Source organism: Bradyrhizobium cosmicum (assembly GCF_032290525.1).
Lineage (GTDB): Bacteria > Pseudomonadota > Alphaproteobacteria > Rhizobiales > Xanthobacteraceae > Bradyrhizobium > Bradyrhizobium cosmicum_A.
Map to the genome: position 1 here is coordinate 251,002 of NZ_JASXTA010000002.1, position 17,406 is coordinate 268,407.

Genomic DNA, 17,406 nt, shown 5'->3' on the forward strand with positions numbered 1-17,406 from the left:
TGAATTACGGCCGGAGTGTTGCGCAGGTGCCGGGCTCTGTCCATCCGTCAAACCGTCCGGCTCTGCGCTAGCGACGGTTTCGCACGGCCGCCTGGCTGCGCAGAAAAGCTTCGACATCGGCCTGCACCGAGTAGGGCGTCGGGATCGGATCGCCCGCGACGTCGACGGCGGTGTCGAGCGAACGGCGCAGCATGCGCGCGAGCTCGGCCTTGCGGTAAGGTTTCGTCAGGAGCGGTGCGCCCATGGTGGCGTGTCCCGGCCCATGCGGAGCATCGTAGGCATAGCCCGAGGTGAACAGCACCCTTAACGAGGGGCGCGCAGCCACCATCTCGTCGGCGAGCTCCCGTCCGTTCAAGCTGCCGGCCATCACGATATCGGTGAACAGCAGGTCGAATGGCGTGCCCTCGGCCGCGATGGCGAGGGCTTCGGTCGCATTGGCGGCTGGGATAACCTTGTAACCCAGGCTTTCGAGCTGGACCGTGACGTATTGGCGGACGTCGCGATCGTCCTCGACGCAAAGGATGGTCTCAGTCCCGCCCACGATCTTGCGTTCGTCATAGCCGGTGGGACGAAGCGTGCTGGTTTCGGCCTTCGGCAGGTAGATCGTGAATGTCGTGCCGCGGCCTTGTTCGGATGCGACCTTGATGCCGCCGCCGGACTGCTTGACGAAACCGAATACCATGCTGAGCCCGAGCCCCGTGCCCTTGCCGACGTCCTTGGTCGAAAAGAACGGATCGAAGATGCGTTCGAGAATGGCCTGCGGAATGCCGGTACCATTGTCGGCGATCTCGATCTCGACATAGTCGCCGGCATAGCCGGCGCCGACCGCGACGGCCTCGCGCACGCCGAACACGACGTTGCGCGTCCTCAGCGTCAGCCTGCCGCCGTCCTGCATCGCGTCGCGGGCGTTGATCGCGAGGTTGAGCAGCGCCGAACTCAGCTGGCCGCGGTCGGCGAAAGCCAGCCACACGTTGCGGTCGAGCCTGGTCGCGATCTCGATGTTCTTGCCGAAGGTCGCCAGCAGCAACTTTGCCAGCTCTTCGAGCAGCTCGTTGACGTCGATCTCGGCCGGCTGGAGCGCCTGCTTGCGGGCAAAGGACAGCAGGCTGGACGTCAGCGCGGCGCCGCGATCGGCCGCTTCGCTGATCAGCTTGGTGATGGTGGCGAGCGGCGGGTTGTCCTTCACCGCGTCGGCGAGGATCTCGATCGTGCCCGTGATCACCGTGAGCATGTTGTTGAACTCGTGCGCGATGCCGCCGGTGAGTTGCCCGACCGCCTCCATCTTCTGAGCCTGGACCAGTTGCTCCTCGGCGGCGCGCCTCTTGGTGACGTCCTTGACGAAATTGTTGACGATGGTGCGTCGGCCGAGCTGAAGCGCGGTGCTCGACGCCTCGATCAGGATCGCTTCGCCGTTCCGGTGCAGCAGGGTCGCCTCGAACCGGATACCGATTGGCGTATTCGACAGTTCCGGCAAGAGCCGCATCATGCGTTGCCGAAAACCGTCGCGGAGCGGCTCGGCGATCAAGAGATTGACGACATCGGTGCCGAGCGCCTCCTTGCGCGTCCATCCGGTCAGGGCCTCGGCCTGAAGGCTCCACTCCAGGATGATGCCGTTTGCGTCGGTCTGGATGAAGGCATCGAGCGCGGTCTTGATGATTGCCTGGATCATCTGCGCGCTGGCCTGCGCCTGCCCGGCCAGTTGCGCAGCCACACGCTGGTCCTGCGACGCCTCGATCATACGCGTGCAGAGCCGCGCGACCAGGACCGCAACGGCGGCGCTTGCGAGCAGCGCGACGATCTGGGCAAGGCCGAACCCGGGTCCCGTCACGGCATAGGAGGCGAGGAGGGCGGCAGCGGTCACGACGACCTGCGCAGCCATCGCGCGTGTCAGAAGCCGCCCGAGTTTCATGGTCTCACACCAACGACGTCAGTCGCGGACCCCCGAGTCCGCGCTGTCAATGAGTCCGGCCCTATGTGAGCTACAGACTCCGTGCGCGGGCGTCGAGAGGCAATTTACGGCTGTATCGGGGCATCAACCTGCCGGCGAATCGGTCTGCCGCAGCGTCGTGACCCAGATCACACGTGCCGCCTGCTGGGTCGGGTTGTCGAACATGTGCGGCACGATGCTCGGGAAACGGAAGCTGTCGCCGGCTTCGAGCACGTGAGCCTGGTTGTCGAGCCACAGCCGCAGGCTGCCGGACAGGATATAGCCGGCCTTCTCGCCGGTGTGCTGGAGGAAGTCGGTGCCTGAGGAGGCGCCGGGATTGAGCGTGAGCTCATAGAGTTCGAGTTGGCCTTTGTCCGCCGGCGTCAGCGCTTCCTTGACGACGCCGCTGGCGGTGAGCCGCAGCAGGCGCCGGCTGTTCTTGCGCACGATGTAGCGCTGCACGTCGGCGGGATCGGTGGTCTCGAAGAAATAGGAGATGGGGACCTCGAGCGCGATGCTGAGCAGGCGCAGCGTGCGGATCGACGGCATCGCGCGCGCGCGTTCGAGCTGGCTGATCATGCCGTTGGAGAGGCCGGTCTTGTTGGCAACGTCCTGGATCGAGAGACCGGCGCGCTGGCGCAGCAGCCGCACGGTCTCACCGAGTCGCTGGTCGACCGCATCGTCGGCTTCGACCGTCGGGGCGTCCTTGGTGCCGTTGCTATCGCCGCGACTATCCATGTCGCTCTCCCATGCATCATCTCAGCCTCGCACCGCACTGGTCCGAGGCCCACTCAGAGTGAAAAGGTCGCGCATCCTAGCAATGTGATTGACAGCTGTATTTAGTCATGATGAACTTTTGATAGAAAAATTTAGAAGCACTAAAGCCCACTCCTGTCCCTTTGACGGGGTTTCGGGGCGCGGGAGACGGTGCCGCGTGCGGAAAACGGAGAGTGGTCATGGCAGGCGACACCGGCAAGTTCGGCGTTGGGTCAGTGCATCTCGGCATTCCGAATCGCCGTCAGTTCTTTCAGCTCGGCGCCGGCGCCGCCGCGGGCTGGAGCCTTGCAGGCCATGCCTTTGCGCAGACCGAGCGTCCCTCCAATCCGCCGGACAAGCCGCGCGGGCAGGTGGTTGCGGCGCTGTCGCAGGAGCCCACAGTCTTCCATCCGCTGATGCCGGGCATCGAGGTCGACCAGGGCATCTGGTGGCAGCTGTTCTCGCTGCTCTGGTACATCGATCCCGAGGGCAATTTCGTTCCTGATCTGGCGCGCGAAGTCCCGACCATTGCGAATGGCGGCCTGTCGGCCGACGGCCTGACCTGGAAGATCAAGCTGCGCAGCGATGTGAAGTGGCATGACGGCACGCCGTTTACGGCCGAGGACGTGAAATTCTCGCTCGATCTGATCAACGATTCCAATTTCCGTGCGCGCAGCCGCGTCGGCCATAGCCTGGTCAAGGACATCAAGGTCGTCGCGGCGGACGAGATCCACTGGCGCATGGAGGCGCCCTATTCGCCCTACATGTCGATCCTGGGCTCGCTGACCTTCATCGTGCCAAAGCACATCCTGGAGAAGGTGTCCGATCCGAACGCCTCACCGTTCCACAACGCGCCGGTCGGTACCGGACCGTTCCGCTGGAGCGAGCGCGTGCCCGGCGACCATATCCTGCTGAACGCCCACACCGGCTATCACGGCAAGGGGCCGTACCTCGAACGCGTGGTCTTCAAGTACATTCCCGACCTCACCGTGCTCTACACCCAGTTCCGCACCGGCCAGGTCGACTACACCGGCCTGCAAGGCATCTTGCCGAACTTCGTGCAGGAGGCGAAGACGCTGAAGGGCCGCAAGATCTTCGTGTCCTCGACGTCCTCGGTCGAGCACATCGCGCCCAACCTCGACTTCGGTCCGTTCGCCGACCGCGCGGTGCGGGAGGCGCTCTATTCCGCCATCAACAAGCAGGCGATCATCGATGCGCTCAATTACGGTCTTCCCAAGCTGACCGAGAGCTTCGTGCCGCAGCAGGCCTGGTCGTTCCAGCAGGGGCTGCCGCAGCACAAATACGATCCTGCCAAGGCCAACGCGCTGCTCGATGCGGCGGGATGGGTCCGCCGCTCCGGCGGCGTGCGCGAGAAGGGCGGCGTCAAGCTCGAATTCACCAATTCGACGACCTCGGGCAATGCGGTGCGCGAGCAGACCCAGCAGCTCCTGATCCAGGACTGGCGCGCGATCGGTGCCGCGATGCGCGTCAACAACATGCCGGCCGCCGTGATCTGGGGCGACTTCTGGCAACAATCAAAGTTCAATTCGGTGATCGTGGGTGTGAATTTCATGCTCGGCAGCGACCCCGATGTGACGCCCCGCTTCGGCTCCGGCGCCATTCCAGCCAAGGGTGGCCGCGGCTACAACACCTATCAGTACCAGAGTCCGGAGGCCGATCGTCTTCTCGCCGAAGGCGCAAAACAGTTCGATCTCGCTCAGCGCAAGACGACCTATGGCGAGCTGCAAAAGCTGATCCGCAACGACCTCGCCATTCTGCCGCTGTTCCAGGGCTTCATCGCCGAAGGCGTGAAGGAGGGGCTGCAGGGCTTCCGCCCCAACATCAACACCTCCATCAACTCCTGGAACATCCGCGAATGGTACTGGGCCTGATGTCTCAGGCTCGCTGGATCGCCTGAGATGGCTCGTTACGTCGTCAACCGCCTGGCGCAGGCGGTCATGCTGCTGGTGATCGTCTCCGCGATCGGCTTCGCCATCCTGCATCTGGCTCCCGGCGGTCCGCTCTCGCAGTTCGCTGTCTCCGGGCAAATGACGCAGGAGGATCTCGACCGCGTCACCAGGCAGCTCGGTCTCGATCGTCCGCTGCCGATCCAGTATCTCGACTGGTTCGGCCGCATGCTCAAGGGCGATTGGGGCAAGTCCTATCGCGATGGCGAGGCGGTGCTCTCGGTGATCTCCTCGCATCTCGGCGCCACGCTGGAGCTGATGGCGACGGCGACCATCATCGCGGTCCTGCTCGGCGGCTGGATCGGCGTGCTCGGCGCGCTGCGCCGCTATTCGCTGTTCGATTCGCTCGCAACCGTCGGTGCCATGATCGCGCTGTCGATCCCGACCTTCTGGTTCGGCCTCGTCACCATCTACGTCTTCTCGGTGAAGCTCGGCTGGCTGCCGGCCGGCAACCGGCAGACCATCGGCGACGGCTCCTTCCTCGACCTGCTGCATCATCTGATCGCGCCCGCCCTGGTGCTGGCGCTGGTCGAGACCGCGATGTGGGGCCGCTTCATGCGCTCGTCCGTGCTCGAGGTGATCAACCAGGACTACATCCGCACCGCGCGCGCCAAGGGCATGCCGGAATGGCGCATCCTCACCGTGCACGCGCTCCGCAATGCGCTGCTGCCGATGATCACGGTGGCGGGCTTGCAGTTTCCGACGCTGCTCGGCGGCGCGCTGGTGGCCGAGACCGTGTTCACCTGGCCCGGCATGGGCCGGCTGTTTCTCGATTCGATCGGCTATCGCGATTATCCCATGGTGATGGGCATCCTGATGTTCTCGGCGACCATGGTGCTGATCGGCTCGCTGCTCGCCGACATCCTCTATGCCGTCGTCGATCCGCGCATCCGGGTGGGCTAGGGATGACGGCTGCGACCCTCTCCACCGACCGGCCCGCGCCCGGCCAGGCCGCCTGGCAGCGCTTCCGCCGCCACCGGCTCGCGCTCGCGGGCGCGGTGGTCATTGTGGTGCTCGTCCTCGGCTCGGTCCTCGGCCCGCATCTGCTGCCGTTCGACGACACCTATATCGACATCATGAAGCGGTTCGCGCCGCCGCTCTCGGGCGCGCATATCCTCGGCACCGACGAGCTCGGCCGCGACGTGCTGGCGCGGCTGATGATGGGCGCGCGCGTCTCGCTTTCGATCGGCATCGTCGCGATGGTGATCGCGATGGCGGCTGGCATCGCTGTCGGCGCCTTCGCCGGCTTCTATGGCGGCGTGGTCGGCGCGGTGTTGATGCGCTTCGTCGATGCCGTGCTGTGCTTTCCGACGATCTTTCTGCTGATCGCGCTAGCGGCGCTCACCGAGCCCGGTCTTGTCATGACCACTGTGCTGATCGCGGCGACCGCCTGGATGTGGGTGGCCCGCGTCGTCGAGGGCCAGGTGCGCTCGCTGCGGGAACGCGAGTTTGCGGTCGCCGCGCTCGCCTTCGGTTCGTCGAACCTGCGGATCATGTTCCGCGAGCTCGTGCCCAATGCGATCGCACCGATCGTGGTGGCGGCGACGCTGAACGTCGCCAAGGCGATCCTGCTCGAATCCTATCTCAGCTATCTCGGCTACGGCATCCAGCCGCCGGCCGCGAGCTTGGGCAACATGCTCAACAACGCGCAGATCTATCTCACCAGCGCGCCGTGGCTCGCGATCGCGCCGGGCGTCGTCATCACGCTGGCGGTCACGAGCTTCAACTTCCTCGGCGACGGCCTGCGCGACGCGCTCGACCCGCGGATGAACATCCCCTGATGAGCAGGATCTTGCTCGAACCGATGTCCAGGAGTGCCCCATGTCCCCGCCGCTCACCCGTATAAACAGCGACGAACGCCTGCCGGCGCAGGTGGACGTCGTCGTCATCGGCGGCGGCGTCATCGGCGTCTCCGCGGCCTATCATCTGGCGAAGAAGGGCCTTTCCGTCGCGCTGGTCGAGAAGGGCCATGTCGGCGGCGAGCAGTCGAGCCGCAATTGGGGCTGGTGCCGCCAGCAGGGCCGCGCGCGGGAGGAGATTCCGCTGGCGCGCGAGGCGCTGCGTCTGTGGGAGGACATGCAGAACGACGCTGGTGTCGATGCCGGCTTCCGCCGCACCGGCGTGCTGTTCCTGACCAAGAACAAGGACGAGCTCGCGAGCTGGGAACGATGGACGGCGGTCGCGCGCGAGATGCAGGTCCACTCGACGGTGCTGACCCCGGCCGAGGTCGCCGAGCGCGTGCCGGGGAATACCGACAAATGGGTCGGCGGCCTGCATACGCCGAGTGACGGGCGCGCCGAGCCGTCGATGGCCGTGCCGGCGCTCGCCACGGCGGCGCGAAAACATGGCGTCACCATCCATCAGGGCTGCGCCGCGCGCGGGCTGGAGACGACCGGCGGGCGTGTCAGCGCCGTCGTCACCGAGAAGGGGACCATCCGCACCCAGTCCGTGCTGCTGTCGGGCGGGGCATGGTCTTCGCTGTTCTGCCGCCGCCATGGCATCGAGCTGCCGATCGGCCTCGTCAATGCCACTGCGTGCCGGACCACGCCCGCACCCGAGATCACCTCCGGCGCGCTCGGCACCGATTTCTACTGCATCCGCCGCCGGCTCGACGGCGGTTTTACGCTGGCGCTGCGCAACCGCGGCACGGTCGAGCTGTCGCCCGATCTGTTCCGTTACGCGCGCACCTTCTGGCCGACCTATCTGCATCGCCGCAATGGCCTGAAGATGTCGTTCGGCAAGTCGTTCTTCGACCAGCTCATGCGCGGCACCAGCTGGAGCTTCGACAAGCCGTCGCCGTTCGAGACCGAGCGCGTGCGCGATCCCGCACCCGACATGTCGCTGGTCACCGCGGCGCTGGCCTCGCTGATCAAGGCAAACCCGGAATTGAAGGACGTCGAGATCGCCGAAGCCTGGGGCGGCACCATCGACTGCACGCCGGATACGATCCCCGTGATCTCGCAAGTCGACGCCTTGCCCGGCTTCTTCCTCGCCACCGGCTTCTCCGGCCACGGTTTTGGCATCGGCCCTGCTGCCGGCAAGCTTGCCGCCGACATCGTCACGGGCTCAACGCCGCTGGTCGATCCCGCCGCCTACAGCCACAAGCGCATGATCGACGGCCGGCGGCTCGCGCCCGTCAGCCCGTTCTGAGGGCGGCATGACGGTTCTTTACAAGGCCAACATGGTTCGCGGCGCCGAGTGGGCGCGCTTCTTCGCGGAGCGCGCATCCGATATGCCGTTCCGGCTGTGGCCCGACATCGGCGATCCCGCCGAGGTGCGCTATCTGGTGGCGTGGGTGCCGCCGGACGACATCGGGGCGACCTTTCCCAATCTCGAGTTGGTGTTTTCGGTCGGCGCCGGCGTCGATCAGTTCGACGCGACAAAAGTCCCGCTGCACATTCCGCTGGTCCGCATGCTGGAGCCCGGTATTGCCGAGACCATGGTCGAATACGTCACCATGGCCGTGCTCGCCCTGCACCGCGACCTCCTGCACTTCATCAACCAGCAGAGGGAGCAGGTCTGGCGCGAGATCCGGATTACGCCGGCCAAGCGTCGGCGCGTCGGCGTGATGGGGCTCGGCCAGCTCGGTCAGGCCGTGCTCGAACGTCTCACGGCGTTCGGCTTTCCGCTGCTCGGCTGGAACCGCTCGCCGCGCCAGATCGAGGGCATCACTTGTTATGCCGGCGCGGAGGCCCTGCCAAAATTTCTCGCGCAGACCGACATTCTCGTCTGCCTGCTGCCATTGACCGACGAGACGCGTGGCATCCTCAATGCCGATCTGTTCGCGCGCCTGCCGCGCGGCGCTTCGCTCGTCAATGTCGGCCGTGGCCCTCATCTCGTCGAAGCCGATTTTCTCGCGGCGCTCGACAGCGGCGCGCTGTCCGGCGCCGTCCTCGACGTCGCCGATCCCGAGCCGCTGCCGGCGGGCCATCCGTTCTGGACCCATCCGCGCATCCTGCTGACGCCGCACAATGCCAGCATGACGAGCCCGGATACGGCCGTCGATTTCGTGCTCGATGTCATCGCACGCCACCGCCGCGGCGAAGAGTTGCCGGGGCGCGTCGATCGCAGCCGCGGCTATTAGGACACTCGCATGAGTATTGGCGCAAACGCTCCTGACCAAGTGATTGCCGAAGCCCAGGTGCCGGTGCTGTCAGTCGCAGGCCTCACCACATCCTTCATGCGCGAGCGAGAGTGGATCCCAGTCGTCCGTGACGTGTCCTTCGACATCGGCCCACGCGAGACCGTGGCGATCGTCGGCGAGTCCGGTTCGGGCAAGAGCGTCACCGCGCTCTCGATCATGCGGCTCATTCCGAAGGAGAGCGGCCGCATCGAGGGGCGCGTCACGCTGGCGGGCCGTGAGTTGCTGACGCTGCCCGAGAGCAACATGAAGGATATCCGCGGCAACGATGTCGCCATGATCTTCCAGGAGCCGATGACGAGCCTCAATCCGGTGCTCACCATCGGCTTCCAGATCGCGGAAGCGCTGATCCAGCATCGCGGCCTGTCACGCGCTGCGGCGGAAGCCGAGACGATCCGCCTGCTCGACCGCGTCCGCATTCCTGCCGCGAAATCCCGCTTCCACGAGCATCCGCATCGCTTCTCCGGGGGCATGCGCCAGCGCGTGATGATCGCGATGGCGCTCGCCTGCAGGCCGAAGCTTCTGATCGCCGACGAGCCGACCACCGCGCTCGATGTCACGATCCAGGCCCAGATCCTGGAGCTGCTGAAGCAGCTTCAGCAGGAGGAGGAGATGTCGATCCTCTTCATCACCCACGACATGGGCGTGGTCGCCGAGATCGCGGACCGAACCGTGGTGATGTATGGCGGGCAGGCGGTGGAGACCGACGCGACCACGCGCATCTTCGCCGCGCCCGCGCATCCCTACACCCGCGCGTTGCTCGCGGCCGTGCCGCGCCTCGGCTCGATGGACGGGCGCACCCGGCCGATGCGCTTTCCAATCGTCGACAAGATGACGGGCACCTCGGATGAGCCGACGGAGACGCCTGAGACGGTCTCAACCGCGCAGCGCCCGCTACTCGAAGTCGCGGGCCTCACCACGCGCTTTCCGATCCGCTCGGGAGTGCTCGGCAAGGTCTCCGGCCGCGTCCACGCAGTCGAGAACATTTCCTTCACCTTGCGCGCCGGCGAGACGTTGGCGCTGGTCGGCGAATCCGGCTGCGGCAAGTCGACGACGGGCCGCTCGATCCTCAAGCTGATCGAGCCGGACAGCGGCACGGTCCTGATCGACGGCCAGGACGTGCTCGCCATGAACGCCCGCACCTTGCGCGACTTTCGCAAGCAGATGCAGATCGTGTTCCAGGATCCGTTCGCGAGCCTCAATCCGCGCATGTCGGTGGGAACGGCGATCGCCGCGCCGCTGCTCGCCAACGGGCTCGCCACGGCATCGCAGGCGCGGGACAAGGTCGCAGACCTGCTCGTGCGCGTCGGCCTAAGCGCCGACATGGCCGCGCGGTTTCCGCACGAATTCTCCGGCGGCCAGCGTCAGCGCATCTGCATCGCGCGCTCGCTCGCGCTCGGGCCGAAGCTGATCGTTGCGGACGAAGCTGTCTCGGCGCTCGACGTTTCGGTCAAGGCGCAGGTCGTCAACCTGATGCTCGACCTCCAAGCCAGCATGGGCCTCGCCTATCTCTTCATCTCCCACGACATCGCAGTGGTGGAGCGCATGAGCCATCGCGTCGCGGTGATGTATCTCGGCGAGATCGTCGAGATCGGTCCGCGCGCTTCCGTGTTCGCCAATCCGCAGCATCCCTACACGAAGAAGCTGATGGCCGCCGTGCCCGTGCCCGATCCATCGCGTCGCGGCGCCAAGCGCGAGACCTCGAACGACGAGATCAGAAGTCCGGTGCGCGCGCCGGATTACCAGCCGCCAGTGCGGCAATATCGCGAGGTTTCGCCCGGCCATGTCGTCCAGGTCTGGGGCGAGGAGTGGTCGGCCTAGCGCGGATGCTTTCGAGAATGCACGATGAAATCGCGCAATGATCTGCCGCACGGTGTCCTTCGCTCTGCCAGGCTTGTGGATCGTGCTGAAATCACAATGAATTCACCTCAAAGCCGATTGAGTGCGACAGCCCGCCGCAACATCTATGTGTCGGTGCGGTGAGGCTGGACCGTTGGTCGTCGGTCTCCAATAATGCATGGGCTCGGAAAGGCTGGCGAAGACGCGCCTGTCAGGATGGAATATTGAAATGACACAAGCAGGCGTCTACGGGCAGCGGCTCGGGCGGGGCCTTCACGTGAAGGAAGCGCCGGTTCTGGTCACGCGCTGGCTGCGCAGTGCCGCGCTTGCGGTCACCGAAGTCCGCAATGACAATCCGACGCTCGAATTTTCCGGCTCTTTGCCGGCTGAAGATGCTTACCTCGTCAGCCTGAAACTCCGCGACTACCCTGCTTGCGAATGTTGGGAGGAGGGCCGCTACGTCACCAGGGAGGATATTCGTGCGGGTGCGACCTATCTGTACGACCTCAAGCGCGACCCGCGCTATGTGATCGACAAGCCGTTTCACTCGCTGTTCTTCTATTTGCCGCGCTCGGCCCTTGGCGACGTTGCCAGGCAGCCGGGTGCGCCGTGCGTTGGCGAGCTCAGCTACGAGCCCGGTGTCGGTCATGACGACGGGATCATCCGTCATATCGGCGCCACCTTGCAGCAAGGCTTGCGTCGGCCTGACGAGACCAACCAGCTGTTCGTCGATCACATGTTGCTCGCGCTTACCGCCCACGTCGCCCAGACCTATGGCGGGCTGAAGCCGGCCGCAGAGCAGAACCGCGGCGGTCTTGCGCCATGGCAGGTGAAGCGCGCGTGCGACCGGCTCGACTCCGATCTCTCAGGCAAGATCGCCTTGCAGCAGCTCGCGACTGAGCTCGGCCTTTCGGTCAGCCACTTCTCACGCGCGTTCCGGATTTCCACCGGTCTGCCGCCGCATCAATGGCTGCTCCGCCAGCGGGTGAAAGCGGCCAAGCAATTGATGACGGTCCGCGACCTGCCGTTGTCTGAGATTGCCAGTTCGGCCGGGTTTGCCAATCAGAGCCATTTCACGCGGGTGTTCTCGCAGATCGTCGGCGTCAGCCCGGGCGCATGGCGCCGCGAAGCGTATGGCGGGCCGGGCGAGACCTGAGGCGAGACTCAGCGCCGTTCGCCAGCGAAATTGTGTGGGCGGCGCGGCACGCCGCGAAAATATCGTCCGCCGGATTGTCCTCGTTCGGCCATCGCGCAACCGCGTGACTCCTCCCATCAGTCCGTCAGCGTGATCCCCAGCGGCACGGAGTGGAGATCGCAGGCGCGGCCCGCCCTGGCCACTTGCCCCGGCACGGGATGACCGATCATGGACGGCAGCGTGCGGGACAGCGCAATCAGGCCTTCGAGATCGAGGCCGGTGTTCAGCCCGATCTCCCGGCAGAGATTGACGAGATCTTCGGTGCAGACATTGCCCGACGCCCCCGGCGCAAATGGGCAGCCGCCGAGCCCGCCGAGCGACGCGTCGAAGCGAAGTGCGCCTGCTTCGAAGCCCGCCATCACATTGATGAGCCCGAGTCCCCTCGTGTTGTGGAAATGCAGCGTCAGCTGGGCGCGCGGGACGAGACCGAGGACGGATTTGACGCGCTGTCTCACGAGCTTCGGATTGGCCATGCCGGTGGTATCCGCGAGCGTGATGCTTTGGGCACCGAGGCGCAGATATGTCTCGATCAGCCGTAGCACCTTGCCTTCGTGCTGCTCGCCTTCGAATGGACAACCGAATGCCGTTGCGAGCGTCGCATTGAGGACAGCGCGCCTGCCGATCGCTGCTGTCACCTCTGCGAGTGCAGACAGTGAGCCCTGATGGTCCATGCCCATATTGACGCGATTGTGCGTCTCGCTCGCCGACATTACGAAGTTCACCTCGTCGGCGTCGGCCTGCAGCGCGCGTTCGGCGCCTCTGAGATTGGGGATGAGCGCAACGAAAACCACGCCTTCACGTCGAACGATGGAGCGGAACACCGCATCGCCGTCGGCGAGAGCGGGCACCGCTTTCTGCGAGACGAAAGACCCCGCCTCGATTCGGCGAAAGCCCAACACGGACAAGCGGTCGATCAGTGCGACCTTGACGTCGGTCGGCACCACGATCGGCTCGATCTGAAGGCCGTCGCGCGGGCAGACCTCCTGAATGACGATATCGGCACTCATTGGATGACGCCGCGCTGCCGCAGCTCGCGGATGTCCTGTTCGGTCTTGCCGAGTTCGGCGAGGATGTCTTCGGTATGCGCGCCGAGTTCAGGGCCGCTCCAGCGGACCGCGCCGGGGGTATCGGAGAGCTTTGGCACGATGCCCGGCATCTTGACGGAGATGTCGCCGGGCAGCGCGGCCTGGATGATCATCTCGCGGGCGAGATAGTGCGGGTCATCGACAATGTCGGCGACCGAATAAATGCGCCCGGCGGGTATGCCGGCCGCTTCGAGCGCGTCGAGCGCCTCCGCAATGGTGTGCCTTCGCGTCCAATCCGCGATGGCTGCATCGAGCTCGACGTTGCGGGCGACGCGCCTGTCGTTGGTTGCGAGCTCTTCGTCCTCGGCAAGATCGGGTCTGCCGACCGCGACCATCAGCCGCTTGAAGATCGCATCACTGTTTCCGGCAATGACGACGTAACTGCCATCGCGCGCCGGATAGGTGTTGGACGGACTGATCCCCGGAAGCGAGCCGCCACTGCGGGTGCGGACATGACCCATCAGGTCGTATTCCGGAACGAGGCTCTCCATCAGATTGAAGACGCTCTCGAACAGCGAGACGTCGACGATCTGGCCCTTGCCGCCGCCGGTCTCGACGTGCAGCAGCGACATTAGCGCGCCGATCACCGCATGCAGCGATGCGAGGCTGTCGCCGATGCTGATGCCGGTGCGCGCGGGCGGAGATTGGGCATCGCCGGTCGTGTAACGCATTCCGCCCATCGCCTCGCCGATGGCGCCGAAACCCGGGCGGTCGCGGTACGGACCGGTCTGCCCATAGCCGGAGATGCGGACCAGCGTCAGGCGGGAATTGAGCGCGGAGAGGACGTTCCACCCCAGGCCCATCTTCTCGAGGATGCCGGGCCGGAAATTCTCGATCACTACATCCGCCTTGGCCGCGAGGGCTTTTGCGATCGCGAGGCCTTCATCGGACTTGAGGTCGAGTGCGATCGATTTCTTGTTGCGCGATTGCAGGTACCACCACAGCGATGTGCCCTGATGCAGCTTGCGCCATTTGCGCAAGGGATCGCCCAAGCCCGGCTGCTCGATCTTGATCACCTCTGCGCCGAATTCGGCGAACAGCCGCGCCGCAAACGGTGCCGCGATCAGCGTGCCAAGCTCGAGCACGCGAATGCCGCTGAGTGGACCTTCCATGTCGCCTCCTCCAAAACGATCGTGCAAATCTCCTATAGAAGATTTCTCTTTTATAATAGAAAATTTCTGCTAGGCTTCGGTTTGGGAAGGCGCAGTCAAGACGCCACGCAGGGACGACAACGCGTAAACGGGGGACCACCGTGAGATTGAAATCAGCGGTACCGGTCGCAGCATGGCTGCTGGCCGCGGGAATGTCTGTTCCCTGCGCGCAGGCGCAGCAGCCCGGAACGATCTACGGATTCGGTGACAGTCTGCTCGACGTGTCGCGCAATTGCCCGATCGCGTTTCCGCAATCGGCGCCGTACGGCGCCTGCGGCAACGGACGCGGCACGCTGCAATGGCTGTCGCAGCTTACGAGCTATGGCTTCATCAAGTCCAATGACTACGCCTATAACGGCGTGGGCAATGGCGTCTTTCCGGCATTCAATGGCGGCCCGACGGTGGCGCAACAAATTGTCGAGTTCACGAGCGCCGGCCGAAGCTTCCAGCCGAACGACCTGATCGTTGTCGGCGGCATGCCCAACAACTCGGCAGCTCCATTGCTGGGAATCCTCGATTCGAACGGAGCTCCCTACACGCCGCAAACGCTGTCCGCGGCAACCCTGTCCCAGCAGTACGGCAATATCGCGCAATTGATCAAAGCCGGCGGGCACAATTTCATCGTCGAGAACATGTTCTCGTCGTCAGCCTACAATTTCTATGTGATCGGCGGTTTCTATCCGTTTGGTGCCCCCTATGCGTTTCCAAACATTCCGGGAGCCACGACGTTCTTCGGCCTCGCGAACGCCAATCTCGCGAGCACGCTCGCGCCGCTTGCCGCTCCGGGCGTGCGCATTCACGTCGTCGATCTCGCCGCGATCTACACCAAGGCCTACACCGATCCGGCCAGCCTTGGATTCAAGACCGGTACGGCTTGCGTCTTTGATGGGGCTTGCCTCACGGCATCGAAGGACGTTCAGAACCAGCACTTCATGTTCGATCTGCATCCGACCGATGCGGGCTATGCGGTGATTGCGCGGTACGAGGCCAATCTGCTCGCGGCCCAGGACGGCATCGCCGCGCAGGGCGACATCGCGCAGCTCACCGCGCAGAATTTCTCGAACTCGATCTTCTCGCGGCTCGACGCTTTTCGCGCCAACGATCCGCGCGTAACGGGGGCGGCGCCACCATCTCAGGCCTTTGCCTCCATGGACCGGCCCGGCATGAGCACGAAGGCGCCGCCGCGTCTGGCGCCCGAACTGCCGCTCTCGGTCTATCTCGCCGCGGCCTATGGCAGCGGCAGCCGCGGCGACCGCTTTAGCGCCGATGGAAACGCCGTCGGTTTCGACTACACACTTGCAGGCGGCACCTTCGGTGCCGACGTCAAGGTCGATCCCAACATCCGCGTCGGCGGCGCGCTCAACTACACCAATCCCATCGCCAATCTGCATGGTGGCACCGGTCATCTCAATCTCGACAGCTACCAGATCGGCGGCTTTGCGTCCTTTACCTATCCGCATCTGTTGACCGACATCGTCGCGACGTACGGTTATAATAAATACCGTATCGATCGCCCCGGCGTGGTCGATACGATCCGCGGCAGCACCACCGGCGATACCTTCACTATCGGCGCCAAGTCGGCCTATCTGTTCGACGTCGGAGCGGTCCGGGTCGGTCCGTTGGCTGGGCTCGTCTACGACTATACCAACGTCAATCCGTACACCGAGACCGGTGATCCCATCATCACCCAGGCGGTGGCGCGGCAGAAGCTCGAAGGTCTGACCGGCAGCGCCGGCGTGCAGTTCCGTGCGCCCTTCATCGTTGGTGCGCGCCCCGTCAATTCCTTCCTCAATCTGACCGCCGAGCACGATTTCCTCGGCGGCGCGCGGACGCTGCTTGCGGCGGAAACGGTGGCGCTTGCTCTGCCGATCTATACGGTCGTGCAGGGCAATCCTGATCGCACCTATGGCAAGGTGGTGGGCGGCCTGAGCACGGCGCTATCGGGCAGCGTCAACGCCATGCTCACCGCGGCGGGAACGTTCGGTACCAGCAATCCGCAGTTCGCGCTGCAAGGCGCAGTCAAGGTAGCTTTCTAGTGACGACGAAAATGAAAAATCAGCGATACTTCAGGGAGGGAAACATGACCTTGTCACTGCTTCGCGTGGCCGCGCTTGCAATGCTGCTGGGCACCGCTCCTGCGGCGGCGCTCGCCGAAAACGCACCGTTCCGGATCGGCGTCATCGACGACATGTCCGGTGTGTATTCCGGCAATGGCGGACCCGGCACGGTACTGGCCGCCAAAATGGCCGTCGAAGATTTCGGCGGCAAGGTGCTGGGCCGTCCGATCGAGGTGATCTCGGCCGATCATCAAAGCAAGCCCGACATCGGCGCGGCCCTTGCGCGCCAGTACATCGAACAGCAGGGGGTGAGCGCGATCATCCCGGGCGGGGCGAGTTCGGTCGGGCTCGCGGTGCAGGCCATCGCGCGCACGCTGAAGAAGACCACGCTGGTCAGCGGCGGCTATGCGTCGAATTTCAGCGGCGACGGCTGCTCGCCCTATGGCACGCAATGGGCGCCATCGACCAGCGAACTCTCCAGGACCATCGCCAAGGGCATCGTCGATGGCGGCGGCAAGAAGTGGTTCTTCATCGTCGCCGATTATGTCTTCGGCAAGAACCTCGCCGCCGATGCCGGCGAGACCGTCAAGGCCTCCGGCGGTCAGGTCGTCGGCCAGGTGATGCATCCTCTCAACGTCACCGATCTCGCCTCGCAACTCCTGGCGGCGCAGGGCTCCGGCGCCGACGTGATCGGTCTGGCCAATGCCGGGCCCGATCTCGTGCTCGCGATCAAGCAGGCCAGGGAGTTCGGCGTCAGCGCCAAGCTCGCGACCATGCTGGTGTTCGAGAACAACGTGACCGCGCTCGGGCTCTCCACCGCGCAGGGGCTGCGGCTCGCGGCCTCATTCTACTGGGATCTGAATGACGAGACCCGCAGCTGGTCGAAGCGCTTCATGGCGCGCAACGGCAACGCCGTTCCGACCATGGGCCATGTGCTGGCCTATCTCGCCACCACCCACTACCTGAAGGCGGTCGCCGCGATCGGCTCCGACGATGCCGCGCAGGTGCAGGCCAAGATGCTGCAGCAGCCGATCGAAGGCAATTTGATCCAGCACGCCCATATCCAGCCCAACGGCCGGGTGGTTTCCGACATGCACATTTTCGAGGTCAAGAGCCCACAGGACTCCAAGAGCCCGGCGGATCTCTACCGGTTGGTCGCGACGCTGCCGGGCGATGGCCTGTTCGTCTCGGCCGAGAAGAGCGGATGTTCCTATCTCGCCGTGCGATGAGAACAACGAAGTTGGAATTGGAGTGTTGTTATGAATGCTGAAGGCTCGACGCGCACGAC

General features: G+C 64.8%; 13 protein-coding genes. 9 read left to right on the forward strand and 4 right to left on the reverse strand.

What is annotated here, in order from left to right:
• Positions 1-67: 67 nt before the first annotated feature.
• Together QSV46_RS04910 and QSV46_RS04915 are read right to left on the reverse strand one after the other, a co-directional pair.
• Positions 68-1,909 carry an ATP-binding protein gene (locus QSV46_RS04910; RefSeq protein WP_314947286.1) on the reverse strand — a complete coding sequence of 614 codons (1,842 nt, stop codon included), beginning with the start codon at positions 1,907-1,909 and terminating at the stop codon, positions 68-70.
• Between the two features lie 123 nt (positions 1,910-2,032).
• Positions 2,033-2,665: a cupin domain-containing protein gene (locus QSV46_RS04915; RefSeq protein WP_314947289.1), complete on the reverse strand. Its 633-nt coding sequence runs from the start codon at positions 2,663-2,665 to the stop codon at positions 2,033-2,035.
• Between the two features lie 218 nt (positions 2,666-2,883).
• Here QSV46_RS04915 and QSV46_RS04920 point away from each other — a divergent pair, with 218 nt between their 5' ends.
• From QSV46_RS04920 to QSV46_RS04950, 7 genes are all read left to right on the forward strand, one after another.
• A complete protein-coding gene (locus QSV46_RS04920; protein ID WP_314947291.1) occupies positions 2,884-4,575 on the forward strand; it encodes a peptide ABC transporter substrate-binding protein in 1,692 nt (563 codons plus the stop codon).
• 27 nt (positions 4,576-4,602) lie between these two features.
• The gene (locus QSV46_RS04925) at positions 4,603-5,553 is read left to right on the forward strand and encodes an ABC transporter permease (protein ID WP_314947293.1); all 951 of its coding nucleotides are present in this window, start codon (positions 4,603-4,605) and stop codon (positions 5,551-5,553) included.
• A 2-nt stretch (positions 5,554-5,555) separates the two neighbouring features.
• Complete coding sequence (locus QSV46_RS04930) at positions 5,556-6,431, forward strand: ABC transporter permease (protein WP_314947296.1); 876 nt, start codon at positions 5,556-5,558, stop codon at positions 6,429-6,431.
• Between the two features lie 40 nt (positions 6,432-6,471).
• Positions 6,472-7,800, forward strand: a complete 1,329-nt coding sequence (locus tag QSV46_RS04935; RefSeq protein ID WP_314947297.1) for an FAD-binding oxidoreductase — start codon at positions 6,472-6,474, stop codon at positions 7,798-7,800.
• Positions 7,801-7,807: 7 nt separating this feature from the next.
• Positions 7,808-8,734 carry a glyoxylate/hydroxypyruvate reductase A gene (locus QSV46_RS04940; protein ID WP_314947300.1) on the forward strand — a complete coding sequence of 309 codons (927 nt, stop codon included), beginning with the start codon at positions 7,808-7,810 and terminating at the stop codon, positions 8,732-8,734.
• Between the two features lie 9 nt (positions 8,735-8,743).
• A complete protein-coding gene (locus tag QSV46_RS04945) occupies positions 8,744-10,612 on the forward strand; it encodes an ABC transporter ATP-binding protein (RefSeq protein WP_314947302.1) in 1,869 nt (622 codons plus the stop codon).
• A 247-nt stretch (positions 10,613-10,859) separates the two neighbouring features.
• The gene (locus QSV46_RS04950) at positions 10,860-11,786 is read left to right on the forward strand and encodes an AraC family transcriptional regulator (RefSeq protein ID WP_314947305.1); all 927 of its coding nucleotides are present in this window, start codon (positions 10,860-10,862) and stop codon (positions 11,784-11,786) included.
• Between the two features lie 116 nt (positions 11,787-11,902).
• Here the strand turns inward: QSV46_RS04950 and QSV46_RS04955 are convergent, their stop codons facing one another.
• Both QSV46_RS04955 and QSV46_RS04960 read right to left on the reverse strand, forming a co-directional pair.
• Entirely contained in the window at positions 11,903-12,832 is a 930-nt protein-coding gene (locus QSV46_RS04955; RefSeq protein WP_314947308.1) for a hydroxymethylglutaryl-CoA lyase, read from the reverse strand.
• On the reverse strand, positions 12,829-14,022 hold the full coding sequence (locus QSV46_RS04960) for a CaiB/BaiF CoA-transferase family protein (RefSeq protein WP_314947311.1): 1,194 nt from the start codon (positions 14,020-14,022) through the stop codon (positions 12,829-12,831). The genes QSV46_RS04955 and QSV46_RS04960 overlap by 4 nt, the downstream gene beginning before the upstream one ends.
• A gap of 140 nt (positions 14,023-14,162) precedes the next feature.
• On the opposite strand from QSV46_RS04960, the gene QSV46_RS04965 reads away from it, so the two are divergent.
• Together QSV46_RS04965 and QSV46_RS04970 are read left to right on the forward strand one after the other, a co-directional pair.
• On the forward strand, positions 14,163-16,097 hold the full coding sequence (locus QSV46_RS04965; protein WP_314947313.1) for an autotransporter domain-containing protein: 1,935 nt from the start codon (positions 14,163-14,165) through the stop codon (positions 16,095-16,097).
• 44 nt (positions 16,098-16,141) lie between these two features.
• Positions 16,142-17,347, forward strand: coding sequence for an ABC transporter substrate-binding protein (locus tag QSV46_RS04970; protein WP_314947315.1), 1,206 nt, complete (start codon positions 16,142-16,144; stop codon positions 17,345-17,347).
• The last annotated feature ends 59 nt before the right edge of the window (positions 17,348-17,406 follow it).

Excerpts from the sequence above, each read along its gene's own strand:
- QSV46_RS04910 (WP_314947286.1), bottom strand. The coding sequence starts at position 1,909 with ATGAAACTCGGGCGGCTTCTGACACGCGCGATGGCTGCGCAGGTCGTC.
- QSV46_RS04915 (WP_314947289.1), bottom strand. The coding sequence starts at position 2,665 with ATGGATAGTCGCGGCGATAGCAACGGCACCAAGGACGCCCCGACGGTC.
- QSV46_RS04920 (WP_314947291.1), top strand. The coding sequence starts at position 2,884 with ATGGCAGGCGACACCGGCAAGTTCGGCGTTGGGTCAGTGCATCTCGGC.
- QSV46_RS04925 (WP_314947293.1), top strand. The coding sequence starts at position 4,603 with ATGGCTCGTTACGTCGTCAACCGCCTGGCGCAGGCGGTCATGCTGCTG.
- QSV46_RS04930 (WP_314947296.1), top strand. The coding sequence starts at position 5,556 with ATGACGGCTGCGACCCTCTCCACCGACCGGCCCGCGCCCGGCCAGGCC.
- QSV46_RS04935 (WP_314947297.1), top strand. The coding sequence starts at position 6,472 with ATGTCCCCGCCGCTCACCCGTATAAACAGCGACGAACGCCTGCCGGCG.
- QSV46_RS04940 (WP_314947300.1), top strand. The coding sequence starts at position 7,808 with ATGACGGTTCTTTACAAGGCCAACATGGTTCGCGGCGCCGAGTGGGCG.
- QSV46_RS04945 (WP_314947302.1), top strand. The coding sequence starts at position 8,744 with ATGAGTATTGGCGCAAACGCTCCTGACCAAGTGATTGCCGAAGCCCAG.
- QSV46_RS04950 (WP_314947305.1), top strand. The coding sequence starts at position 10,860 with ATGACACAAGCAGGCGTCTACGGGCAGCGGCTCGGGCGGGGCCTTCAC.
- QSV46_RS04955 (WP_314947308.1), bottom strand. The coding sequence starts at position 12,832 with ATGAGTGCCGATATCGTCATTCAGGAGGTCTGCCCGCGCGACGGCCTT.
- QSV46_RS04960 (WP_314947311.1), bottom strand. The coding sequence starts at position 14,022 with ATGGAAGGTCCACTCAGCGGCATTCGCGTGCTCGAGCTTGGCACGCTG.
- QSV46_RS04970 (WP_314947315.1), top strand. The coding sequence starts at position 16,142 with ATGACCTTGTCACTGCTTCGCGTGGCCGCGCTTGCAATGCTGCTGGGC.